Annotated in this window: 17 protein-coding genes; 12 read left to right on the plus strand and 5 right to left on the minus strand. The window is 43.6% G+C overall.

Annotation, left to right across the window (positions count from 1 at the left end; genetic code table 11):
- Positions 1 to 13: 13 nt before the first annotated feature.
- From leuC to leuA, 3 genes are all read right to left on the minus strand, one after another.
- Positions 14 to 1,426, minus strand: a complete 1,413-nt coding sequence (gene leuC / locus L8S15_RS09085) for a 3-isopropylmalate dehydratase large subunit (RefSeq protein ID WP_016767777.1) — start codon at positions 1,424 to 1,426, stop codon at positions 14 to 16.
- A gap of 117 nt (positions 1,427 to 1,543) precedes the next feature.
- Entirely contained in the window at positions 1,544 to 2,635 is a 1,092-nt protein-coding gene (gene leuB, locus L8S15_RS09090) for a 3-isopropylmalate dehydrogenase (protein ID WP_010434488.1), read from the minus strand.
- A 96-nt stretch (positions 2,636 to 2,731) separates the two neighbouring features.
- On the minus strand, positions 2,732 to 4,279 hold the full coding sequence (gene leuA, locus L8S15_RS09095) for a 2-isopropylmalate synthase (RefSeq protein ID WP_010434490.1): 1,548 nt from the start codon (positions 4,277 to 4,279) through the stop codon (positions 2,732 to 2,734).
- A 567-nt stretch (positions 4,280 to 4,846) separates the two neighbouring features.
- Between leuA and L8S15_RS09100 the strand changes: the two genes are divergently transcribed.
- The 10 genes from L8S15_RS09100 to L8S15_RS09145 all read left to right on the plus strand — a co-directional run bounded on the left by L8S15_RS09100 (position 4,847) and on the right by L8S15_RS09145 (position 19,851).
- On the plus strand, positions 4,847 to 5,506 hold the full coding sequence (locus tag L8S15_RS09100) for a TetR/AcrR family transcriptional regulator (RefSeq protein WP_280572772.1): 660 nt from the start codon (positions 4,847 to 4,849) through the stop codon (positions 5,504 to 5,506).
- On the plus strand, positions 5,506 to 6,843 hold the full coding sequence (locus L8S15_RS09105) for an acriflavin resistance protein (RefSeq protein WP_010434494.1): 1,338 nt from the start codon (positions 5,506 to 5,508) through the stop codon (positions 6,841 to 6,843). Before L8S15_RS09100 ends, L8S15_RS09105 begins: the two co-directional genes overlap by 1 nt.
- Positions 6,840 to 9,947: an efflux RND transporter permease subunit gene (locus L8S15_RS09110; RefSeq protein WP_280572775.1), complete on the plus strand. Its 3,108-nt coding sequence runs from the start codon at positions 6,840 to 6,842 to the stop codon at positions 9,945 to 9,947. Before L8S15_RS09105 ends, L8S15_RS09110 begins: the two co-directional genes overlap by 4 nt.
- A 265-nt stretch (positions 9,948 to 10,212) precedes the next feature.
- Positions 10,213 to 10,737 carry a phosphatase PAP2 family protein gene (locus tag L8S15_RS09115; RefSeq protein WP_010434498.1) on the plus strand — a complete coding sequence of 175 codons (525 nt, stop codon included), beginning with the start codon at positions 10,213 to 10,215 and terminating at the stop codon, positions 10,735 to 10,737.
- A 51-nt stretch (positions 10,738 to 10,788) separates the two neighbouring features.
- Positions 10,789 to 11,844 carry an MJ1255/VC2487 family glycosyltransferase gene (locus L8S15_RS09120; RefSeq protein WP_016767771.1) on the plus strand — a complete coding sequence of 352 codons (1,056 nt, stop codon included), beginning with the start codon at positions 10,789 to 10,791 and terminating at the stop codon, positions 11,842 to 11,844.
- 346 nt (positions 11,845 to 12,190) lie between these two features.
- Positions 12,191 to 13,150 carry a transcriptional regulator LeuO gene (leuO, locus tag L8S15_RS09125; protein ID WP_010434501.1) on the plus strand — a complete coding sequence of 320 codons (960 nt, stop codon included), beginning with the start codon at positions 12,191 to 12,193 and terminating at the stop codon, positions 13,148 to 13,150.
- A 201-nt stretch (positions 13,151 to 13,351) separates the two neighbouring features.
- The gene (locus L8S15_RS09130; RefSeq protein ID WP_016790936.1) at positions 13,352 to 15,160 is read left to right on the plus strand and encodes a long-chain fatty acid--CoA ligase; all 1,809 of its coding nucleotides are present in this window, start codon (positions 13,352 to 13,354) and stop codon (positions 15,158 to 15,160) included.
- A gap of 460 nt (positions 15,161 to 15,620) precedes the next feature.
- Complete coding sequence (locus L8S15_RS09135) at positions 15,621 to 17,360, plus strand: acetolactate synthase 3 large subunit (protein WP_016788295.1); 1,740 nt, start codon at positions 15,621 to 15,623, stop codon at positions 17,358 to 17,360.
- Position 17,361: 1 nt separating this feature from the next.
- Positions 17,362 to 17,856, plus strand: a complete 495-nt coding sequence (ilvN, locus tag L8S15_RS09140) for an acetolactate synthase small subunit (protein WP_008219984.1) — start codon at positions 17,362 to 17,364, stop codon at positions 17,854 to 17,856.
- A 111-nt stretch (positions 17,857 to 17,967) separates the two neighbouring features.
- Positions 17,968 to 19,851 carry a diguanylate cyclase gene (locus L8S15_RS09145; protein ID WP_016789709.1) on the plus strand — a complete coding sequence of 628 codons (1,884 nt, stop codon included), beginning with the start codon at positions 17,968 to 17,970 and terminating at the stop codon, positions 19,849 to 19,851.
- Positions 19,852 to 20,512: 661 nt separating this feature from the next.
- Here L8S15_RS09145 and L8S15_RS09150 read toward each other — a convergent pair.
- Both L8S15_RS09150 and pykF read right to left on the minus strand, forming a co-directional pair.
- Positions 20,513 to 21,184 (minus strand): GntR family transcriptional regulator, encoded by a 672-nt coding sequence (locus tag L8S15_RS09150; RefSeq protein WP_080572722.1) that lies wholly within the window; start codon positions 21,182 to 21,184, stop codon positions 20,513 to 20,515.
- A gap of 175 nt (positions 21,185 to 21,359) precedes the next feature.
- Entirely contained in the window at positions 21,360 to 22,772 is a 1,413-nt protein-coding gene (pykF, locus tag L8S15_RS09155) for a pyruvate kinase PykF (RefSeq protein ID WP_010434521.1), read from the minus strand.
- A gap of 429 nt (positions 22,773 to 23,201) precedes the next feature.
- Between pykF and L8S15_RS09160 the strand changes: the two genes are divergently transcribed.
- Positions 23,202 to 23,972, plus strand: coding sequence for a DeoR family transcriptional regulator (locus L8S15_RS09160; protein ID WP_010434523.1), 771 nt, complete (start codon positions 23,202 to 23,204; stop codon positions 23,970 to 23,972).
- Between the two features lie 105 nt (positions 23,973 to 24,077).
- A complete protein-coding gene (gene glmS, locus L8S15_RS09165) occupies positions 24,078 to 25,910 on the plus strand; it encodes a glutamine--fructose-6-phosphate transaminase (isomerizing) (RefSeq protein ID WP_280572777.1) in 1,833 nt (610 codons plus the stop codon).
- The last annotated feature ends 36 nt before the right edge of the window (positions 25,911 to 25,946 follow it).

Raw genomic sequence — 25,946 nt, forward strand, 5'->3', positions numbered from 1 at the left:
TTAAATCCTCTAATTAAAGTTCACGAATATCGACAAAGTGACCAGCGATTGCTGCTGCGGCTGCCATTGCTGGGCTAACTAGGTGCGTACGACCATCACGGCCTTGGCGACCTTCAAAGTTACGGTTTGATGTAGAAGCACAGCGTTCTTGTGGACCAAGGCGGTCGTTGTTCATTGCAAGACACATAGAACAACCTGGCAAGCGCCATTCGAAGCCGGCTTCTTTAAAGATTACATCTAAACCTTCAGCTTCTGCTTGTGCTTTAACTTGCTCTGAGCCCGGAACGATCAATGCTTGAACATGTTTCGCTACTTGGCGGCCTTTCGCTACCGCAGCGGCTGCGCGCATATCTTCGATACGAGAGTTAGTACAAGAACCCACGAAGACCTTATCGACGTTGTATTCAGATAGAGATTTACCTGCTTCTAGCCCCATGTAAGCCAACGCTTTTTCAGCCGATGCTTTTTCAACAGGATCTGCGAAGCTTTCTGGTGCTGGGATTGGTGTGTCTACTGAAATAACCTGACCTGGGTTAGTACCCCAAGTGACTTGTGGTTTGATTTCAGCTGCTTCTAGCGTGACAACTGCATCGAATTCTGCGTCAGCATCGGTTTTCAATGTGTTCCAGTATTCGATTGCCGCTTCTAAGTCTTCGCCCTCTGGAGAGAACTTACGACCTTTTATGTACTCGTATGTGGTTGCATCTGGAGCGATTAGACCCGCTTTCGCGCCTAGCTCGATTGCCATGTTACATACTGTCATACGACCTTCCATTGTAAGGTCTGTAATTGCCTCACCACAGAATTCAACTACATAGCCTGTTCCGCCTGCAGCTGTTGTCTTGCCGATGATCGCCAGTACGATATCTTTGGCTGTAATACCTTCTGCGACTTTGCCTTTTACTTCGATCTTCATGGTTTTAGCGCGCGCTTGTTTTAGCGTTTGAGTCGCTAGAACATGCTCTACTTCTGAAGTACCGATACCGAATGCTAATGAACCAAATGCACCGTGTGTCGCCGTGTGTGAGTCACCACATACGATGGTCATACCCGGCAGAGTAATACCTAGCTCAGGCCCCATTACGTGCACAATACCTTGGTATTTGTGGTTTAGGTCGTAAAGCGTGACACCAAACTCTTCACAGTTCTTCGATAGCGTTTCCATTTGGATACGAGCCATCTCACCAGAAGCGTTGATGTCTTTGGTTTGTGTCGATACGTTGTGATCCATGGTCGCGAAGGTTTTGCCTACTTGGCGAACTTTACGACCTTTTTCACGCAGGCCATCAAAGGCTTGTGGCGACGTTACTTCGTGGACTAAGTGGCGATCGATATAAAGAATTGGCGTTTCGCCCTTCGCTGCAACTGCAACGTGAGCGTCATAAACTTTTTCGTATAAGGTTTTTGCTTGCTGGTTTGTCGACATAGCTTTTCTTCCTTGGGAGCATCAGTCCCAGTGTTTGTTTCGAGCCAAGTCATGCGGTTTAAGCAGACTTGGCTTGATATTATTCTTATGTACTTGCTTCTAATCTAAGCATCTCGCTTATGAAGCTAAGATGTACTCAGCGATCTTGTCACCCATTTCTGAGGTAGTCAGTGCTTGGTTCTTACCTGCAAGGTCTGCCGTTAGCTCGCCTGCAGAAAGTGCTTTCGATACCGCTGCTTCGATGTCTTGTGCTGCTGCTTCTTCGCCTAGGCTGTAACGAAGCATTAGTGCTGCAGAAAGAATTTGCGCGACTGGGTTTGCAATGTTCTTACCTGCGATATCTGGTGCGCTGCCACCTGCTGGTTCATATAGGCCGAAGTTGCTTTCGTTTAAGCTTGCAGAAGGAAGCATACCCATCGAACCTGTGATCATTGCACACTCATCAGAGATGATGTCACCAAAGATGTTTGAACATAGCATTACGTCAAACTGAGATGGATCTTTGATTAGCTGCATGGTCGCGTTGTCGATGTACATATGGTTTAGCGTGACATCTGGGTAATCTTTTGCGATCTCTTCAACCACTTCACGCCATAAGATAGAGCTCTGCAGAACGTTCGCTTTGTCGATAGAGTAAACATTTTTGTTACGTAGACGTGCAGATTCAAACGCAATCTTTGCAATACGTTCGATTTCGTAACGGTGGTAAACCTCTGTATCAAAAGCTTTCTCAGTTGCGCCTTCGCCTTCACGACCTTTAGGTTGGCCGAAGTAGATACCGCCGGTTAGTTCACGAACAACAACGATGTCGAAACCATTACCTGAAATGTCAGCGCGTAAAGGAGAGAAAGACTCTAAACCCTTGTGGATTTGCGCAGGACGTAGGTTACAGAACAGTTGGAAGTGCTTACGTAGAGGAAGTAGGGCACCACGCTCTGGTTGATCGTTTGGTGGAAGGTGTTCCCACTTAGGACCGCCAACCGAGCCAAATAGTACTGCGTCAGATTCTTCACAGCCTGTTACTGTCGTTTCTGGAAGTGGACAGCCGTGGTTATCAATGGCGATACCACCAACATCATACTCTTCACGAGAAAAGCTAATCGCGTGCTTCTTTTCAATCGCGTCTAGCACTTTGTGTGCTTGCTGCATTACTTCTGGGCCAATGCCATCACCAGGTAGTACGGCAATTTTGTATGATTTATCTGTCATGTTAATCCTTTAATTCTTGTTACTGAGCGGTTTGGCTCGTTTTAAATTTTGTCCCTAAAGCCAACAACATCGGCTCTAGGGCTCTGTTATTGGGTATTAAACTGTTGCGAATTTTTGTTGTTTCATTTCAGCGATAGTGTCTGCACGTTGAATACTATTGATAACATGCAGTAACGCTTGACCAGAAGCTTCAACGATATCTGTTGAAACACCTGTGCCGTGGTACTTACGGCCTTTATAATTCGCAATGATATCCGCTTGGCCTAAGCCATCTTCGCCTTCACCTTTTGCAGTAAGGTCGAATTTATCCAATGCAATTTCGTAACCCGTTAAGCGGTAGATACATTGGTATAAAGCATCAACAGGGCCGTTACCTACAGCCGCTTCGCATTTTTCTTCATCACCACATTGCAATTTGATGCTGGTGGTAGACATAACACTACCAGATTGTACGCTTAGGTAGTTAAGTTTATAGAAGTCATCTTCGTCACGTAGATTGGCGAAGTGCATTAATGCTTCTAGGTCGTAATCGAATACTTGACCTTTACGGTCAGCTAGCTTCAAGAAGTCTTCGTACAATGAATCTAGGTTGTACTCATTATCTTTATAACCCATTGCGTCCATGTGGCTCTTAACAGCCGCTCGGCCACTACGACTTGTTAGGTTCAATGCCTTGTTTTTCAAGCCAATAGACTCAGGTGTCATTATCTCGTAAGTGTTCTTATTCTTAAGCATGCCATCTTGGTGAATACCTGAAGAGTGACTGAATGCGTTGGCACCGACGATAGCTTTATTGTCTTGAATTGGCATGTGGCAAAGCTGGCTCACCAACTTACTTGTACGGTGAATCTCTTTATGATCTAAGCCGGTATGAACCCCCAAAAACTCTTGGCGAGTTTTGATGATCATTGCGATTTCTTCTAAAGAACAGTTACCCGCACGCTCACCAATACCATTGATTGTGCCTTCAATTTGTCGAGCACCAGCTTGAACGGCAGCGATTGAGTTAGCAACCGACATACCCAAGTCATCGTGACAGTGAACAGAGATGATTGCTTTATCGATGTTGGGTACGCGATCAAATAGTGTTTGGATAATGCCACCGAATTCATTCGGTACTGTGTAGCCAACGGTGTCTGGAATGTTGATGGTTTTTGCGCCTGCGTTAATCGCGGCCTCAACCATACGACATAGGTTGTCGATAGGGGTGCGACCAGCATCTTCACAAGAGAACTCAACATCGTCGGTGTAGTTACGTGCATGTTTTACTGCTTTCACTGCCATCTCTACGACATCATCGTAGCTACGGCGTAATTTGTCTTGTACGTGAACCGTTGATGTTGAGATGAAGGTATGAATACGGAACTGGTCAGCTACTTTTAGTGCTTCTGCAGCGGCGTCTATATCTTTTGCAACGGCACGAGAAAGCGCACAAATACGGCTACCTTTAATGTGTTTAGCGATGGTTTGTACGGACTCAAAATCACCTGGAGAAGAGATAGGGAAGCCAGCTTCGATAACATCTACACCCAGTCTCTCAAGAGCGTAAGCGATCTGTAACTTCTCTTTTACTGTCAGGCTTGCAGCCAATGCTTGCTCGCCGTCACGTAAGGTCGTATCAAAAATTATTACTTGATCGTTCATGGGTGCTTCCTTATATCGATAATGAATCGATTGCTATCCAAATTATTATTAAGAATGATGTTCTTTTAAAAGTGCCAGTTACAAAAAAACCCGCTCAGCGCGGGTTTTAATATTTGTGTAGTTCTTGACCCACAACTTACCCGCGCGATTGGTTCACGATAAGGAGAAGTTTCAGCAGTCGAGAAGAAGAAAAAATCATTACACAAATATCCGTAAATAAACTGTTAACACCATATTTACCGCAATTTATTCTAAGCGTCAAACAAGAAAATCCAATATCAGTGTGCATCGCTGGTGTTTTTGTTTGGTTTATGCTGTTTTTGTCCATTATGTTGGTTTATTCATTTGTTTGTTGGTTTTGTGTTGGCGGGTTAGTTTATCGATTGGCTTATGTATAGGTTAAAACTTTGTAGTAAATCTTTTTGTTGGAACGATTCACCAGCAAAATCGAATGTGCGGCGAAATTAATTAATCAATTGATTAAATAATGAGTAATTAATCTTCTACAGTTGTGCTTGTTTATCTCTATAATTAATCAAACGATTAATTATAGAGCAGGTCAAAGCAATGACAGTACGTAAAGCCGGGCGACCTCAGCAGAACCTTGATGTGCGGCAACTACTCATTGAACACGCTCGGGATCTGTTCGTTGTTCAATCCTACGATAAAGTATCGACACGCCTAATTGCAGAGCGTGCTGGAGTAAACATTGCCATGATCCGTTATTACTTCGGTAATAAAGCGGGGTTGTTCGAGGCGATGCTGCGGGAAACGCTTCGTCCGATGCAGCTACAAATGCAGAAGTTAGTTGAAGAAAGCAGTCATGAGAACTTTCTCGATTTAATGCGGACTTACTACAAAGAGATGGTTAAAGTGCCCAATTTTCCTCGCTTGATTGCCCAGGTAATGAATATGCCGCCATCGGAAGTGCAAAGAGAGTTGCTCGAAAAGGTCTTCCTCGATGTTGCCAAACCGGCGCAAGACGTCATTTTTGAAAAGCTTGTTGAACAGGGAATATTGAAACAAAGCATGGATCCAAAACTGTGTCGTGTTTCGTATATAAGCTTGATGGTTTTCCCCTTTATTGCACCACCTCCTTTACTAGCGATTCATGGTATTGAGCTTAATGAAGAGTTTCTAAATCGTTTAATCGAACACAACATCCAATTGATGACCGAAGGCTTTATTAATGTAGAGAGCACTTCGACCTTGCAGGAACCAAGATAATGAAAATAAGTAAAAAACTCCTCTTTTTTCCAGCGTTGGCAGTTGGTGTAATTGGTTTGGTGGTTGCGATTAATTTGAAGCCGGATCTTCCAACTAAACCTGCGGGTGACCGAGCTCGTTTAGTGGAAACTCTAAGCTTAGAACAGCAACTGATAGCGCCATTAGCGGTTGGCTTTGGCAAAGTGGTGCCAAAAGTCGAATGGAAAGCGATTGCTGAGGTGACAGGACAGATTGTGTATCGACATCCGGATCTTGATAAAGGCCAAGTGATCCCTGCAGGGACGGTTGTACTCAAGGTTGATCCTTTGGATTACGAGCTGAAGCTGATACAAGCGGAAGCGGATCTTAAATCAAGCCAAACTTCGCTAGCAAAATTGAATCAAGAAGAAGACAACCTGAATCAGACTCTAAAGATCGAAAAGAATCGCTTGGTGATCAGCAATAAAGAGCTACAACGTAAACAAGACCTGCGTAAGAAAGGGCTGACATCTCAATCGGATGTCGACCTCCAACAACAAAGCGCGTTGTCTCAACAGAAGTTAGTGTTAGATATTGCTAACCAAATTACCTTGATGCCTGATGAAAAACGCGTCGCGGAGGCCGTGATTAAGGTCAACGTGTCTAAGGTGAAAGAGGCACAACGCTCTTTGGATAAGACGACCATCACTTTGCCAAGAGCGATGCGAATTGCTCAAGTCGATATCGAACAAAACCAAGTAGTTAATCTTCAGCAAGAAATGTTTGTTGCTCATGGGATTAATATTATGGAAGTTGAGGCACAACTTTCTATTCACGACATGCAAACTTTAGCTTCAAGTTTTACTCAATTCCCTCGCGATGCTGCTGGAATTCCAACCCCTGACCAAGCACCGATCAAAGCGAGTGTTCAACTGAATAGTGGCAGTTTGAATCTGAGCTGGCCTGCAAAGGTAGCGAGAATTAGTGAAACCGTTGATGAAAACCAAGCGACGGCGGGGATTATTCTCGAGATCGCTCAAGACTATTCACAACTGCAGCCAAGCAATGCGACCCCTTTGGTCAACGGTATGTTTGTAAAAGCTGAGATTGAAGGTGTAGCAAATCTAAGTTGGGTGTTGCCTGAACGAGCGCTACATGGTGACAAAATTTATCTAATGGACGATAACTCTCGTCTGAAAATGGTGAATGTTGAAGTGCTTTATCGTAGAGACAACCAAGTGGTTGTGAACGGGGAGCTTCAAACGGGCGACAAACTGGTTCTCAATGACTTATTACCAGCCATTGAAGGCATGTTACTCAAAGAATCGGGCTCAAAAGAAGTGGCACTTGAACCTGATACTCAGGAGAGTGCGTCATGATCAAGTTTTTCTCTAGGCACCCAACAGCAGCGAACCTGTTGATGCTTGGGTTGTTGATTATGGGCTTAACCTCATTATCAACCATTAAGCGTGAGACTTTCCCTGCCTACGACCCACCTTACATCATGGCGGCCATTGTTTATCCCGGAGCTTCCCCACAAGAAGTGGAAGAGAGCTTATGTGTACGAATGGAAGATGCTGTTGATGGCCTAGCCAACATTGAAGAAACTCAGTGTGAGGCGATTGAAGGCAGTGCGCGTTTAATTTTGAAGCTCAATGAGAAAGCAGACATCGGTCGAATGCTGGTGGACGTGCAAACTCAGATCAATTCGATCAATGATTTTCCGAGCGAGATTGAATCTCCGGTTGTTCAAGAGCTAGATTGGAATGAACCGGTTGTTGATATCGCGATTACAGCAGAAACGTCATGGCCGGAACTTAAGGCCTATGCGGAAGACTTAAAACGTACCATGAAGCTCGATTACGACGTTTCATTGGTCGAAGTCAGTGGATTCTCGGATCACCAATATCGTGTGGAACTGGATACCCAAGCCATTCGTCAGTTAGGTTTGAGTGTCGGTGATATTGCGGACCAAATCGGTCGTCAGAATGTAAAGCTACCGAGCGGCAATGTTGAAACGCAAGACAAAAACTTCCTGATTCGTTTTGATGAGAGACGCATCACTCCGGTTGAATTAGAGAGTATCGTGGTGGGTTCTGCGCCGAATGGTTCAGTGATCCGTTTGAGGGATATTGCCAAGATCACCGATCGCTTTGAACTGGATGAACAGAAGGTTCTGTTTGATGGTAAGCCTTCTGCGCTATTGAAGATCAGTAAAAACAAAGAAGATGATGCGCTACGAATCAAAGAGAACGTTACTCGATTCGTGGAAGATCAAAGCACGATTGCACCCGATGGCGTGACGCTACAAATGACCAATGATCTATCATCGGTACTTTGGGATCGTCTAACCATGATGGTACGCAACGGCTGGCAAGGTATTGTGCTGGTGTTTGCTACTATGTGGTTGTTCTTCAGTTTGCGATATTCATTCTGGGTTGCGGCAGGTTTGCCCGTAGCCTTCCTTGGTGGCTTGTTCTTAATGGCGAACCTTGGCCTATCGATCAACATCATGTCACTGGTCGGCTTATTAATGGCGATTGGTATTATGATGGATGACGCCATCGTGATTGCCGAATCGATAGCCTCCCATTTAGATAGGGGGCAAAACGTTGATGATGCGGTGTACAACGGTGTTAAGAAAGTGCTCCCCGGGGTGTTATCTTCTTTTTTAACCACGGTGTGTATTTTCGGTAGCTTACTATTCCTTGATGGGGAAATGGGCGCGGTGCTTAAAGCGGTGCCTCAGGTACTTATCTTGGTGTTGTCTCTGAGTTTAATCGAAGCGTTTCTTATTTTACCCAATCACTTATCTCATTCATTACACAAAGAAAAAAATGATAAGCCAGCGCTGCGCTTCAAAGTAGTGTTGCTTGAAAAATTTGAGAACTTCCGCAATACAACTTTGATGAACATGGTCGAGAAGGTCGTGACGTTCCGCTATGCATTTATGGGCGGAGTGCTGACACTGTTGTTGCTTTCTATTGCCTTGATTGCGGGTGGTGCTGTTAAGTTCCAACCTTTCCCCGAATTGGATGGAGACATTGCTGAAGCGCGTATCATTCTTCCGCCGGGTGCGTCATTGTCTCAAACCGAGAGAGTCGTCGATAAAATAGTCGCGTCTGCTGAGCGTTTGAACGTGCGGTGGAGTGAAGAGGTCGAAGAGGGCAATGAGTTGGTGGAACACATCACGAGCCAATTTAATGCTAATGCTGATGCCAGTGAATCTGGACCGCATCTCGCGACTGTCCGTTTAGATCTGCGTGGTGCAGAAAGTCGAAACACGGTGATCGATGATTTCATTGATGCATGGCGAGAAGATATCGGTGACTTGGCAGATCCTATCTCGTTAGTTTTTAAACAACCCACCATGGGGCCTGGCGGTCGTGCTATTGAGATCCGCGCTAAACATGATGATCTTGCAGCGTTGAAATCGGCTTCTTTGGATATTCAGGAATACCTCAATCAGTTTGATGGCGTGCATGGTGTTCTCGATGACATGCGCATGGGTAAAGAGGAGATCTTAGTGAAGCTGCGCCCAGGAGCCGAAACCTACAATGTGAATGGGCAGATGATTGCTTCTCAGTTGCGTGCTGCATTCTTCGGGCAAACGGCGGATGAGATTCAAATCGGTGTTGAGAATATCTCGATAGAGGTGCGTCTTGATAAGGAACAAGCGGGCGACATACAGCAGCTGGCTAACTTCCCGATCATTACCGCCGACGGCAGTCAGATCCCGTTAGCAACGTTGGCGACATTAGATTTCCAACGTAACTACGTGCGAATTCAGCGTATTGATGGACTGAGAACTATCAGCATCTTTGGTGATATTGATAATAAGAAGGCGAGCTCGTCGGCGATTTTGGCTCAGTTCCAAAAAGATGAAGCAGCCAAGCTCGTTCAAAAATACCCAGGCTTGCGCTTTGATTTTGAAGGTGAAGCCAAAGATGCCGCTAAGACAGGAGCATCAATGGGTAAAGGGTTCTTACTCGGCTTATTCGGTGTGTTTGCGATTCTTAGCTATCAGTTCCGAAGCTACTTAGAGCCTGTGGTCGTGATGTTAGCCATTCCACTCGCCTTTATTGGCGTGGTTGTTGGTCACTGGATACTTGGGCACGCTTTGAGTATGCCAAGCATGATGGGCTTTGTGTCGCTGGCCGGAATCGTGGTCAATGATTCGATTTTGTTAGTGCAATACATTCGCCATCACGTCGATGAAGGCGATAGCGTACATGACTCAGTGGTGAAAGCGAGTCGCGAGCGTTTCCGAGCAGTATTTTTGACTTCAATGACCACAGCAGCAGGTTTGCTACCACTGCTAACAGAAACCAGCTTGCAGGCTCAGGTTATCCAACCGCTGGTGATATCAATTGTGTTTGGTATTTTTGCTTCGACCTTGCTAGTGCTGTTTATGATTCCGGCGGCTTACGCGATACTGGCGGACTTTGGTTTAGTGAAAAAGCACGAGCCACTCGAATTATAGACGTTGTATTGACTCCTTTATAAAGGAGCGAAATCGATTTAAAACAAAGCGACCTAGTGTCGCTTTTTTATTGGTTGAGTCTTTGTCTATCTGGGTTAACTTGCTGGGTGCGATTCTTCGTGTACATCCTTGGCCTTTCGGATGGTCCAGTGGCAACACAGTCTCTAGAACAAATTTCATTTTACTTCATTCAAAACGTCACTTAACTGTCATTTGTGAGGCATAACTTGAGCCTTAACTGAATAAGGATTGTTAAGGAGATCGTATGCGTACTATCGAACCTATTGTCCGCTGGGATGTGGCATTTTCTGTTTTCTGTTTGAAGAGTCGTTATAGCGGGCAACATGCAACGCTGAGTAAAGCGATATCTCATACCGGAGATGGACACCTTTACATTTTGATTGCTCTGGTCGCGCTGTTGGTGGATAGCAATGCTGGCCGAGATTTTCTCTTGGTGGGCTTAACTGCCTTTGCAATCGAGTTACCTATTTACTGGTTTGCCAAAAATACCCTCAAGCGTCGCAGACCAGCCGAATTCTCTTCACTGCTTTACTCCCATATCGTTCCATCTGACAAATACAGCCTTCCATCTGGACATTCGGCTGCTGCTTTTGTTATGGCGACTTTAATCGGACATTTCTATCCAAGCTTGTATCTCTTTAGTTTGATTTGGGCTGCAGCGATTGCGGGATCGCGAATCTTGCTTGGTGTGCACTTTTTAACGGATGTGCTAATTGGCGCTGTCTTGGGGATAGCTTGTACTAGCCTAGCCATCAGCTTCATTTTGTAATCACTTTTGTCAGTCGTTGCCGAGCTTAAGCTCAAACCTAAAGGAACACCCATGAAAATATTATATGGCGTACAAGGTACAGGGAATGGTCATATCGCTCGTGCAAGAGCAATGGCGGTGGCTTTTCGCCAACAAAATATCGATGTCGACTTCCTATTCTCAGGACGAGATGAGAGCAAGTACTTCTCAATGGAAGAGTTTGGGAACTATCAAACCCGCGATGGCTTAACTTTTTTCAGTGAGCAAGGGCAGGTTAAGTACGGTAAAACATTCATCAAGAATAATATCTGGCGATTTATGCGTGAAATTAACCAGATCGATTTGATGCCTTATGACTTAGTGCTTAATGACTTTGAACCTGTGACTGCATGGGCGGCTAAGAGACAGGGTGTACCATGTATTGGCATAAGCCACCAAAATGCGTTCCGCTACGATGTGCCTAAAGAAGGAGGAAACTGGATTGAACATTCAGTGATTCAGTACTTCGCGCCAACAGAGCACTCTATTGGTCTTCATTGGTATCACTTTGAGCAACCCATATTACCTCCTATAGTTCACACGCTGACTCACCATGAACAAACGACAGCGCCACAAAATTTCACTTTGGTTTATTTACCGTTTGAAGATCTTGAGGCGATTTCGGAGTTGTTGATGAAGTTCATTTCTCATCATTTTATCTGTTATCACCCCAATGTTATTGAGCACAGTCGAGTCGAAAATATTGAGTTCAAACCACTCAGTCATGCAGGCTTCCAATTTGACCTGAATCAGTGCTCTGGTGTGGTCGCTAACGGTGGCTTCGAATTGCCATCAGAAGCCTTAACTTTGGGTAAAAAGTTGCTTCTCAAACCGCTTGATGGGCAGTTCGAACAACAGAGCAATGTCGCCACGCTAGAAGCCCTGGGGTTGGCACAAACGATGAGCTTTTTAGATGCGGCTATTTTACGTAGCTGGCTCAATGAAAAACAGGCAGAAATAGTGACCTATCCCGACGTGGCAAGTGCACTCGTTGAGTGGGTTTTAGCGGGGAATTGGTCTGACCAAGATGCCTTAAGTAAACAGCTTTGGGATAAGGTGGATTTTCCTAGTTATGCATCGTTAACCTGATTCATAAGTGGAGTTTTTGAATTAACTAGCTAAACAATTCATGAGTTCAATAAATTGTAACAAATGTAACTGAACGATAGAACAGCTAAATAAGTCGAAATGAAACTCATAAATGTCTTATTTTATGTTTTTTTATAACTCCATAAATGCATGATTTTAAAATGTTATTTAATCATTAAGGTAAAATTAAATTATTCTTTATCAATCTTGTTGGTAGCTCGAGATGTATTGGTTAATAGTAATGGCAATCCGAAAAGTATCGGTCTGGTAAATATAAGAATTAGTGGTTATCTATTGCCATACCATTACCAATTTAACGCTGTCGAAGCGACTAGAGGCAACTTGAATGTTAGAGAAAAAAGACGCAATGAGTGCAATTGCAAGCTACAGAATGGAAAGCACACTTCGTGGAGTCGACTTAAATCTTTTGACTGTATTTGATGCAGTTATGCAAGAGCAAAACATTACACGTGCAGCTCACAACCTGGGCATGTCTCAGCCTGCTGTAAGTAACGCTGTTGCTCGTCTAAAAGTGATGTTTAACGACGAACTATTCATGCGTCAAGGTCGTGGTATTCAACCAACTCAACGTGCTCGTCAACTGTTTGGCCCAATCCGCCAAGCACTGCAGTTAGTACGCAACGAACTACCAAGTTCTGTGTTCTCGCCAGAGTCGTCTTCTCGCCTGTTCAAACTTGCGATTTGTAGCCCTTGTGATATGCGTTTTGCTCCTAAGATTATGTCGACAATCAACGACCAAGCACCTAGCGTTAAGCTGCATATGGATGCAGAGTTCGATCGTCAGCTTTCTGAGCGTATGCGTTACCAAGAAATCGACTTCGTGATTGATTACGCTCGTTTTGATGAGCAAGGTTTCTCAAGCACTGAGATCTTCCAAGATGAATTGGTTGTGGTTGCTTCTGCTTCTCACCCTCGAATTAATGGTGAAGTTTCAGCAACTGAGTTGTTGAATGAAAAGCACGCAAAATTGTCTCGTATTCACGGTCAACGTAGCTTCTCTGAGCAAGCTTACCGTGACCTAGATTGCACGCCTTTCTACGAAGGTACGAGCTTGAGCAACGTTCTTTACGTTGTTGGTCAATCTGAATTAGTGACGATTGCACCTCGTTGGATGGTAGAACATGCAGCAAATAAAGAGCAGCTTCAGATTCTAGATTTCCCATTCGATAATGCGGCAATTTCAGGCTTCCTAAGCTGGCACGAATCAAGTGAAAAGGATAAAGGACACATTTGGTTACGAGATCAGTTAATGATGATCTGTGGCGAAGTAGTGGCACTTAACTAGACACTAATCCCTATGATTTATAAGCCCTGAGCTGGGAGTCTGGCTTAGGGCTTTTTTGTACCTGCTATTTTTGTTGATAGAAAACTTAGCGTGAGACGTACTATTACTTATAACTTTGAGCTTCGTCAGTTGCCTTTTCTATGATCGGAGGTACACTTGTGCGCTCAAAAAAGCTTACAGGTGTAAGCCAAAGGTAAAGAGATGGCCAATTTAGATTTTCATATCGTAAAAAGACTTCGTGACCAAATTGCCCAAGGCGGCAACCGTACAGCTTTGAAGCACAAAGTCGACAATGTATGGCAAGGTATTAGCTGGGAGCAGTTTGGACAGCAGATCGATACGCTTTCATTAGCACTATTGGCTCAAGGATTGAGAGTTCAAGATAAGATCGGTATCTTTTCCAACAATATGCCTCAGTGGACTGTGGCAGATTTCGCATCTTTGCAGGCTCGTCTTGTCACTGTGCCGATTTATCCAACCAATACTGCTGCGCAGTCTTCTTACATTATCCAAAATGCGGATGTGAAGATCTTATTCGTTGGTGAGCAAGCTCAATTCGATGCTGCGGTTAGCCTCTTTGAAGAGTGCGAACAGCTGGAAGTTGTTGTGGCGATGTCTGATGATATCAACATTCAAGAACACAGCTTTGCCGTATCGTGGCAAGATTTCATGGCACGTGGTGTTGAAGCTCAACAAGTTGAACTTGACGTTCGTTTGGCTGATGCAAGCATGGATGACTTACTGACCCTTATTTATACCTCTGGCACGACAGGCCAACCAAAAGGTGTGATGCTTGATTACACCAATATTGGCTATCAATTAAAAGGTCACGATGAACGTCTCAGCTTGACTAAAGATGATGTATCACTGTGTTTCTTACCTTTGTCACATGTGTTTGAGCGCGCTTGGACTTTCTATGCCCTCTATAAAGGTGCAACCAACTGTTACCTACAAGACACGATGCAAGTGCGTGATGCTCTAAGCGATGTGAAACCGACAGTAATGTGTGCAGTTCCACGTTTCTACGAGAAGATTTTCTCAGCGATTCACGAGAAGGTATCAAAAGCACCGTTTATCCGTAAGGTGCTGTTTACTTGGGCGGTGAACATGGGAGCAAAGCTTTCTGTTTGTCACCAAGAAGGTCGTACTCCATCGTTTATGCTGAAGAAGAGTCATGCTTTAGCCGATAAACTTGTGCTATCTAAATTGAGAGCTCTGCTAGGCGGTAATATCAACTTCATGCCATGTGGTGGCGCGAAGCTTGATGAAACCATTGGTCGCTTCTTCCATGCTATCGGAATCAACGTAAAACTTGGCTACGGCATGACAGAAACCACGGCAACAGTATCGTGCTGGGATGACCGCTGTTTTAACCCTGATTCGATTGGTATGTCGATGCCGGGTGCTGAAGTAAAAATTGGTGCTAAGGACGAGATTCTTGTTCGTGGTCCAATGGTGATGCGTGGTTACTACAAGATGCCAGAAGAGACCGCTAACACGTTTGACGAGCATGGCTTCCTGAAAACCGGCGATGCGGGTCATTTTGATGAAAATGGTAACCTGTTCATTACTGATCGTATCAAAGAATTGATGAAGACCTCTGGCGGTAAGTACATTGCCCCACAAGTGGTTGAAGGCGCGATTGGTAAAGATCATTTTATCGAACAGATAGCCGTTATCGCTGATACACGCAAATTCGTTTCAGCTCTGATTGTTCCTTGTTATGACTCTCTAGAAGAGTATGCCAAAGAGCTTAATATCAAATATCATGACCGCGTTGAGCTTGTTAAGCATCACCAAATTATCGAGATGCTAGAGAAACGTGTGAATAACCTACAGCAAGAACTGGCTAAGTTTGAGCAAGTAAAGAAATTCAAACTGCTGCCAAAAGCATTTTCTATGGATGATGGTGAACTGACACCGACTCAGAAATTGCGTCGTAAAGTTATCAACGATAAGTATCAAGACGAAATCGAAGAAATGTACAATGAAAAGCCTAAAGATAAGTAGTTTTCTGCTTAGATAAATTTTCAGTTGTTCAAAAATCCCCCTACGAATGTGATTGCATTTTTAGGGGGATTTTTTGTGTCTAGCGATCCAACACAATGTGCGAAAGCGCACACTGATTAAGCTGTTATTTATAGATAAATAGCGATTCATTTAAATATTAAGTGCTTTTTTTGTTGGTCAATCTAGTTGTTATAGCTATTTAATGGGCTTAGTTTAGGTTTTATTTAATGCTTTGAGCTGATAGTTGGTTTTTTACCACGATTGTCAGATAACAGGTGTTAGACCAGATGATAATAAAGCGTTAAAGTTGTTTCGTATTACTGTTTGTTGTTATCACTACAGACAGCCATAGCCGAAAAAGTGGAAGTATTTCGAATTAGGCTACGAATAAGCCCTAGACTATGAAAAATCAGCCCAACATGTTCACCAAATATGATTGGAAACTGATGAGGAGAGCAATATGACAACAAAACCTGAAACAGCAATGTTATCCGGCGCTGAGATGGTGGTGCAGTCTCTAATTGAAGAGGGTGTAGAACAAATCTTTGGTTACCCAGGTGGTTCTGTACTTGATATCTATGATGCACTGCATGCTAAAACTGCTGAAATTAAACACGTATTAGTAAGACACGAACAAGCCGCGACCCATATGGCCGATGGCTATACTCGTTCTACCGGTAAACCTGGTGTAGTACTGGTATGTTCTGGTCCAGGCGCAACCAATACCGTTACTGGTATCGCAACAGCCTACATGGACTCAATCCCAATGATTGTTATTTCTGGTAACGTACCAAATAACCTTATTGGTAACGACGCCTTTCAAGAGTGTGACATCGTGGGCGTATCCCGTCCGATCGTTAAGCACAGCTTCCTCGTGAAGAAAGCGGAAGATATCCCTGAAGTCGTTAAAAAAGCATTCTATATTTCAACGACAGGACGTCCTGGTCCTGTGGTTATTGATCTGCCTAAAGACATTTTAAACCCACAAATCAAGCTTCCTTATGAATACCCAGAAACGCTGAAGATGCGTTCGTATAACCCAACGGTTACGGGTCATAAAGGTCAAATCAAGAAAGCATTAAAAGCACTCCTTGAAGCGAAGAAGCCAGTACTTTATGTCGGTGGTGGTGCGGTTATTTCTGAGGCTGATAAGCCACTGTTAACATTAGCAGAGGCATTGAATTTACCCGTGGTTAGCACCCTAATGGGGCTTGGCGCTTTTCCGGGCACCCATAGAAACTCTTTGGGTATGTTGGGCATGCACGGTTTGTATGAAGCCAACATGGCAATGCACAACGCAGATTTGATCTTTGGTATTGGCGTGCGTTTCGATGATCGAACGACCAATAACCTGGATAAGTACTGCCCTGATGCGAAGATCATGCACATTGATATCGATCCATCTTCTATCTCTAAGAACGTGAAAGTGGACCTACCGATTGTAGGCTCAGCGGAGAAAGTTCTAGAGAGCATGGTCAACCTGCTTGTTGAACAAGGTGGAAGTAACGATGCGCAAGCGATGGAAAGCTGGTGGAGTGAAATTAAACAGTGGCAAGAACGCGACTGTTTAGCTTATGAGAAATCATCTGAGAGAATTAAGCCACAACAAGTTATTGAAACACTGCATAAAGTAACCAATGGCGATGCTTATGTTGCTTCTGATGTAGGCCAACACCAAATGTTTGCTGCTTTGTATTACCCGTTTAACAAGCCACGCCGTTGGATTAACTCCGGTGGTCTAGGCACGATGGGTTTTGGTCTACCTGCAGGTATGGGCGTTAAGTTTGCTAAACCAGATGAAGAGGTGGTTGTAGTAACTGGTGACGGTAGTATTCAAATGAATATCCAAGAGCTGTCGACTGCACTGCAATACAATATTCCAGTTAAGATTATTAACCTTAACAACCGTTTCTTAGGCATGGTAAAACAGTGGCAAGACATTGTTTATCAAGGTCGTTACTCTAATTCATATATGGACTCTGTTCCTGATTTCGCTGCAATTGCCGAGGCTTATGGCCATGTTGGTATGCGTATTTCATCTCCGGATGAACTGGAATCAGGTTTGGAAAAAGCACTAGCGATGAAAGACCGTTTGGTATTTGTCGATATCAGTGTGGATGACACCGAGCACGTATACCCAATGCAGATCAAAGGCGAGGGTATGGACAACATGTGGCTAAGTAAAACGGAGAGAACATAATATGAGACACATTATTTCACTATTAATGGAAAACCAACCTGGTGCACTTTCTCGAGTGGTTGGTCTGTTTTCTCAGCGTGGCTATAACATTGAGTCTTTGAATGTATCTCCGACCGATGATCCAACACTTTCTCGTTTGAACGTCACCACTAATTCAAGCGAAATGCAGCTTGAGCAGATCCAGAAACAGCTACATAAGCTTATCGATGTACTGAAAGTACAAGAAGTCTCTGAACTTGAGCACATTGAACGTGAATTATTGATGGTAAAAGTACGTGCGAGTGGTTTTGCTCGTGCTGAAGTTAAACGTACCGCAGATATTTTCCGTGGACAGATTGTGGATGTAACCGCGTCTCAGTACACTGTTCAAATGGCTGGTACTAGCGAGAAACTTGATGCCTTCATTCAGGCATTGTCTGAAGTAACAGAAGTGCTTGAAGTCGCTAGAAGCGGTGTTGTTGGTATTGCTCGCGGTGAGCGAGCGTTGAAAGCCTAAACAATAAATCTTTTAAAAACAGCTTTTAAGCCGCTTTTTTAGGCGGCTTTTATTTTGTTAATTTTATAGAGTGCTATAATCCTCCGCTCTATTTTTCCTCCTGAGCTAGTAATGAGAAATAAAAAATCAATAATTACATTACTAATTATCTCAATCACACTCTGTTCTGCCGTTGCCCTTTATTACTTACAGCGCTACAAAGAAGTTAAACAGCAGAGCTTCGACTACTCAGCGAAACAAGCTGTCCATCAACTCGTTTATGCCAAGCGAGATTACGATCTGCTTAAGACTCAATTAGTTTCAGTAATGGGGCTGCTCAGCCAAAGCCAAAGTCTTGTCAATTTTGCCGAATCCCCGTCGGAACGAACCAAAGATCTACTCGAAGAGGTCTGGCAATCTGTTCTCGTCAATCAGAAATGGTATACCCAGATTCACTTATTGGATATCACTGGTAAAGAGCTAGTTCGAGTGAATTACTCGTCAGACACTGGAAAGGTGACAATCCCAGAAGAGTTACAAAACAAGTCTGATTCAAGCTATTTCCAACATGCTCAAAACTTAGAGGCCGAACAAATTGGCGGCTGGGGAATTGAGCTTGAAACGGAGCACGGTGAGCTAACTTTCCCCTATATGCCAGTAATCCACGTATTTACGCCTGTGGAAACACCAGAGAAGCGAGTTGGCTATCTTGTTATCAACCTCGATGTATGGGGATTATCGTCACGTCTTAGTTTTTCACCAGACAATGACTTAAGAGCCGAAGTCATTAATGAGGCGGGCTACTACATCGCAAGCAGCAATAGTAATAAGCTATTTGGTGATGCTATTTCTGAAAGGAAAGGGCACAACCTGAAAAATATTGCCCCGAAAACGTGGCAAGCAATCAGTAGCGATCAGATAGGGTACGTTTTCGAAGATGGTAATTTGTTTGCGTTTAACACCGTTATGCTCGCCAATAATCAAAAAATCCATCTACTGATCCATCTTGATCAGAAGCAATTGATGGATAGGGCTGAACAAAGCCTAAGTGACCTCTCTCAAGAAGAGGTGTTTGTGTTACTGACGGTACTGGTTTTTGCGTTCCCGTTTGCTTATTTAGTGACTCATTATCGACGTCGTAGTTTAGAGAGTAAGTTGGCGCGCGCCGCTTTGAATGGTATGTCCGCTGTGATGATCTCAGATAGGCACCACCGTACTATGATGATCAATAACGAATTTGAGAACATGACTGGGTACAGCAAAACTCAAGTTATCGGAAAGAATGCATTGCAGCTATTGCTTGAGAATACCGACCAAGTGCTCTCAAGTTCTGATATCTGGAGTCATTTAGAGCAAGAAGAAGTCTGGGAAGGTGAAGTAGAGTGTAAGAACAAACTGCGTATTCCTTTCACCGCGATCATGAGAGTCCAAGCGGTTAAAAATAGCTCTGGAAAGGTCAGCTATTATATTACTTCCTTAGTCGATATTTCTGTCAGAAAAGAGCTTGAAGTGCGTTTGCGTGTACTCAGTGAGAGAGACTCTTTGAGTAACCTTTGGAACCGACGTAAGTTCGAAGAACAGCTCGCGTATTATTCTCGTTTGGTCGAGCGTTACCCTAATGAAGCGACCACTTGTTTAGCCTTAGTCGATATCGATAACTTTAAGCGAATTAACGACGAGCTTGGCCATGATGAAGGTGACCGTGTGATTGCTTGTGTTGCTAAGATTTTGCAAGACAGTCTTCGTAGTACTGACTTTGTTGCTAGGGTCGGTGGTGAAGAGTTTGCCCTTCTGATGCCACACACTTCATTATCTGAAGCTCAACGTGTATTGGATCGCTTGCGAATAGAGATAGAACTGTCTGTTGGTACTAAAGTGACAGTGAGCGTTGGCTTTACGGATTTAACGAGTAACAGCACTCGTTCATATAAATGCGCTGATGTCGGGCTTTATGACTCAAAATCGTCTGGGCGTAATACTGTTTCAATGTGTCCAAGTCATGCTGATGTGGCGTAGTTATCTTATTGGTTCATTAGACCAAACAAGTAGATAATTGCCTACTCTCGATCTGTCTAACGCCTTAACGTCGCTCTTAAACCCTACATGAGATCCACGCTTTGATCCCAACTTTAACTCGACTTTTTCTCGTCATAACCAGCACTTTGGTAGGTGCTATTTCTATGAATCTCACTTTTGAGCGATCTGTGTCACGAAATCCTTACAGTTAGACTAAAGTCTAATGCTGGTGATAATTTGAGCTAAACTGAACGATAAGTAAACTACCTTGCTTCGAATTGGACCGTATAGAGCGGAACAGTAAATTAAAGTGTTTACCAGATGTAAAGGACGACACCGTTAACGTAATTCAACTGGTTATCTAGCCTTATCAATTAGTTGATTGGCAGCAGTAGAATTAGGTTAGCAGGAGCAAGAGTTTGGGGATCATACTGTCTGGTTAAAAGAGGCGTGGTATGTTTGTCGATTTTTTAGTGAGATTAACTATAGGTGCATTGGCCATTCTTGGTTTTCAACTCAGTGCGTTGTATTTTTTACCTATGGTTGTGCTGCTCAATACTCATCATAAAGAGTTTTTTGGGTGGTAGTTCAGTTGTAATGCTGGAAACAAAAAACGGAGCTATTAGGCTCCGTTTTTATATGATCAAAGCTTATTTTTGTATTATGCGGCTTCGATAATCTCTTCAATACGTTTCATTGAGCCTAGTAAATGCTGATCGAGTAGTTCTGTCGCTTGTTCAATATTTTTAGCCAATACTAACTTCATGATCATTTCGTGTTCATCAATATTGAACAGATCATCAGCGACAGTTTCTGCTGACATAGCTAGAAAACGGTAGCGCTTTACTTGGTTAATCAGGTCGTCAAAGAACTTAAACATGTTCTCTGAGTCTGCACCTTCGAGCAATGCTGCATGAAATCGTTGGTGGCGTTCTTCCCACTCAACACAATCAAACTCTTCTGATACATGTTGGACGCGTGACAGTTTATGGTAAGACGTCAGTACTTCTAGTTCCCAGCTTTCATCGCCTGCAGAAATCGCTTTCTTAAGTAAAACAGAAGAGACAACACGAAGGCTTTCGTAAAGATCATTGAGTTCTTTCTTTGAAACAGGAGAAACCCAACAGCCTTTTTGTGGCTCTAGTTTGACGTATTTACTCCAAGACAATTGCACTAGGGCTTCACGAATTGGAGATGCACCAACGTTGTATCTATTTTTTAGATCAGCAACAACGAGCTTTTGACCTGGGGTTAATTCACCGTTGAGAATATCTTGGCGAATCATCTTTGATACTTTGTCAGTGAGAGTAGGACTAGACATTACAAACCTCATGTATATTTGATTTCTAGTCTGCTAATCCATCTCTTGGAAAGAGCCATTGGATATTAACAGTACGTAGTTCTATATTGTTTGATAATATAGCGTACTGAAAAGTTAGGCAAGATTTGTTTCATAAAAAAAGAGGGCCGAAGCCCTCTTTTATATTTTTATGCGAATCGGTTCATTCTTATAGAACGTGAACAGATGCCGTGTTTGTAGTACCAGAAGCCACTAGAGCGCCAGAAACCATTACTACGATATCGCCTTTGTTACCTAGGCCAGATTGTAGAGCGATTTCTTTACCGTTGATGTAGAACGTGTCTGTGTTCTCGATAGAGTCAACAAGAACTGGTTTAACACCTTTAGTAAGAACTAGCTGTGCAGCTGTCTTTTCGTTAGTTGTTAGAGCAAGGATGTTTGCTGTTGGGAAGTACTTACGTACTGAACGTGCAGACTTACCGCCTTCAGTTGCAACAACGATTAGAGGAGCAGCTAGCTTCTCTGCTGTGTCTACAGCGCCTTTACATACTGCTTCAGTGATGCGTAGACGTGGGCTGTCTAGACGAGAACCTAGCTCAGCTTTAAGAGCTGAATCAGTGCGGTTCGCGATTTGAGCCATGATAGTAACAGCTTCAACTGGGTACTTACCTTTAGCAGTTTCACCAGAAAGCATTACAGCATCAGTGCCATCCATGATTGCGTTCGCAACGTCACCCGCTTCTGCACGAGTTGGACGTGGGTTGCTGATCATAGAGTCAAGCATTTGAGTTGCTGTGATAACCATCTTACGTGCACGGTTACACTTCTCAATCATCATTTTCTGAGCGAAGATTACTTCTTCTGCTGGGATTTCAACACCTAGGTCACCACGTGCAACCATGATGCCATCAGAAGCTTCAAGGATTGAATCGAAGTTATCTACACCTTCTTGGTTTTCAATCTTAGAAATGATGTGGATGTTTTCGCCACCGTTAGCGTTTAGAAGCTCACGGATTTCTTTAACGTCGTCTTCTTTACGGATGAAAGAAGCAGCTACGAAATCAACGCCTTGCTCACAACCAAACTTAAGGTCAGCTTTGTCTTTCTCAGAAAGAGCTGGAAGTTGAACAGATACGCCAGGAAGGTTAACACCTTTGTTTTCGCCTAGAGCACCGTTGTTAAGAACTTTACACTTAACTTCAGTTTCTGTTGTTGCGATAACTTCCATTTCGATTAGGCCGTCATCAACAAGGATTGTGTTACCTGCAGTTAGGTCTTTAGCGAAACCTAGGTAAGTTACTGCTACTACGTCTTTGTTACCAACAACTGTTGCGTCAGTTGTGAAAGTGAACTCTTGACCAGCTACTAGATCTACGTCGTTACCATCTTCAAGCTTGATAGTACGGATTTCAGGACCTTTAGTATCTAGAAGGATAGCAAGTTGCTCACCTTTGTTTTCCATTACTGTACGGAAGTTCGCGATACGAGTGCCGTGCTCTGCGAAGTCACCGTGAGAGAAGTTAAGACGCATAACGTTCATGCCAGCATCTACTAGTTCAGTTAGCTTCTCTACAGATTCAGTTTTAGGGCCAATCGTACATACGATTTTGGTCTTTTTCATGGAAGGTACTCTCCGGTAAGTATTGTTACAATTTGAAATTTATTTAAGTTCTGAAGATTGGCCCGCTACATCAACATTTTGTGCCTGTTGTGTAAAAGCGTGGGACTTCCAATATGTCCTTCAGAGTTGTAAGTCTTTCATCAATTTTAGTCATTTTATGACTAAAAGATTTTGATTCAACGTCGTGTTTCTGTGACTTACACCAACATATCAGGTGAAAGTTGCAGAAAAATAACGGTCAGTTCTGTAATTTTTTTTCTTTTCGGGTGCGGATTCTACCACCTAATGACTTCAATATCACTGCTTAACAATTGTCTTAGGACAAGGTTTCATCGCTATTTATTAATTTTTTGGATCAAAATAAATGGACTAAATAGTTTCGTTGTAACTATAATGTGTTTCATATCGAAACTTATTGGCCTTTTTTAAATGTCGAAACGAAACACCCAGCTCAGAAGACATGCAATTTCTAACCTAGTGAATGAAAAGGGGGAGGTTAGTGTTGATGAATTATCCGCTAAGTTTGAAACCTCAGAAGTCACTATTAGAAAGGACTTAGCGTCTTTAGAGAAAAACGGTCAGCTTTTACGCCGTTATGGTGGTGCGATTTCATTGCCGAAAGAGGTTGTGAACGAAGAACTGGGTCAAAAAGTTTCGACTCGAAAGATTTCACTAGCAAAAGCCGCTGCAGATTTGATTCGTGACCATAATCGTATTGTGATTGATAGTGGTAGTACGACAGGTGCCTTAATCCAGCAACTTAATACTAAGCGTGGTTTGGTTGTTATGACCAACTCGTTGCACGTGGCTAATGCGCTTAATGAGCTTGAAAGTGAACCGACATTATTAATGACGGGTGGTACTTGGGATACCCATTCGGATTCTTTCCAAGGCAAGGTCGCAGAGTCGGTACTTCGTGCTTACGATTTTGACCAATTGTTCATTGGTGCTGATGGTATCGACCTTGATAGAGGAACGACTACTTTCAATGAATTGATTGGTCTGAGCAAAGTTATGGCTGAAGTGTCACGAGAAGTCATCGTGATGGTTGAGTCTGAAAAAGTGGGACGAAAGATCCCTAATTTGGAACTAGCGTGGGAACACATCGATATTTTGATAACAGATACAGACTTGGGTAAAGAATCCCAAGCAAGTATTGAATCACATGACGTTCGAGTGATCCTAACGGATCCAACCTAAACCTAATTTAAATTATTGTGCATTTAACTTCCTATAATTGATCTATTGAAGATATGGCCTTTGCTTGCTGCCAGTAGGAATAAACGAAATTGATGGAGTAAAACTATGTGTGGAATTGTTGGTGCAGTAGCACAGCGTGATGTAGCTGAAATTTTAGTAGAAGGCCTTCGTCGTCTAGAATACCGTGGCTACGATTCAGCTGGTGTCGCTGTCGTCGATACTGAATCTAACCTAACTCGTGTACGCCGCCTAGGTAAAGTACAAGAGCTAGCTGACGCAGTAGAAGAGCAACAAGTGATTGGCGGTACAGGTATCGCTCATACTCGTTGGGCGACACACGGTGAGCCATCTGAAGCGAACGCACACCCACACATGTCTGGCGATATTGCCGTTGTACACAATGGCATTATCGAAAACCACGAAGCACTGCGCGTTCTATTGCAAGAGCGTGGTTACGTGTTTACTTCACAAACGGATACTGAAGTTATTGCTCACCTAGTTGAGTGGGAATTGCGCACATCAGACTCTTTGGTTGAAGCACTGCAAAAAACAGCAAAACAATTAGACGGTGCATACGGCACGGTAGCTGTTGATCGTAAAGATCCTAGCCGTATTGTTGTGGCTCGTTCTGGTAGCCCGATTGTTATCGGTTTCGGTGTTGGTGAGAACTTCCTAGCATCTGATCAATTGGCACTACTAAGTGTAACTCGTCGCTTCATGTACCTTGAAGAAGGTGATGTTGCTGAGGTAACTCGTCGTGATGTTACGGTATTTGATGTAGCGGGTGAGCGTGTTGAACGTGACATCGTTGAGTCAAATGCAGAACACGATGCGGGTGATAAAGGTCAATACCGTCACTTCATGCAGAAAGAGATCTTTGAACAGCCAACAGCGTTAATCAACACGATGGAAGGTCGCATCTCTGAAACGTCTGTTATCACTAATGCAATTGGTGTTAAGGCAGAAGAGATCCTAAGCAAGGTTGAACACGTGCAGATCATCGCATGTGGTACGTCTTACAACTCAGGTATGGCGGCTCGCTACTGGTTTGAATCTCTAGCTGGCGTGAGTTGTGACGTAGAGATCGCTTCTGAGTTCCGTTACCGTGACTTCGTTGTTCGCCCGAACAGCCTATTGGTAACTCTGTCTCAATCTGGTGAAACGGCTGATACGCTTGCTGCACTTCGTCTTGCAAAAGAAAAAGGTTACATGTCAGCAATGACTATCTGTAACGTTGCAGGTTCTTCGTTAGTTCGTGAATCTGATTTTGCCTTCATGACTCGCGCAGGAACAGAGATCGGTGTTGCTTCTACTAAAGCTTTCACAACTCAACTAGCGGCTATGCTGATGATGGTAACGTCAATTGGTCGCCTGCAAGGTCGCATCAATGAAGAGAAAGAAGCAGAGATCGTTCAAGCACTGCATCAACTGCCTGCTGATATCGAGAAAGCATTAGCGTTTGATAAAGAGATCGAAGCGCTAGCACCTGATTTTGCAGATAAGCACCACACACTGTTCTTGGGTCGTGGTGAGTTCTACCCAATCGCGATGGAAGCGTCTCTTAAGCTGAAAGAGATCTCTTACATTCACGCAGAAGCCTACGCGGCTGGTGAGCTTAAGCACGGTCCTTTGGCTCTTATCGATGCAGATATGCCTGTTGTGGTTATTGCACCAAGCAACGACTTGCTAGAGAAGCTGAAATCAAACGTTGAAGAAGTACGTGCTCGTGGCGGTCTACTTTACGTATTCGCAGATGAAGATGCAGGCTTTGAAAGCGATGAGAACATGAAGATCATCAAGATGCCTCACGTAAGTGAAGTAACAGCACCTATCTACTACACAGTACCAATGCAGCTGTTGTCTTACCACGTAGCGCTAATCAAGGGTACCGATGTTGACCAACCTCGTAACCTTGCGAAAGCAGTAACGGTTGAGTAATCGTTAGCCCATCTAAGAAAATTAGATAATAAGAAG

Source organism: Vibrio sp. S/42/10, from assembly GCF_029890535.1.
In the GTDB taxonomy this organism is placed as follows: domain Bacteria; phylum Pseudomonadota; class Gammaproteobacteria; order Enterobacterales; family Vibrionaceae; genus Vibrio; species Vibrio cyclitrophicus.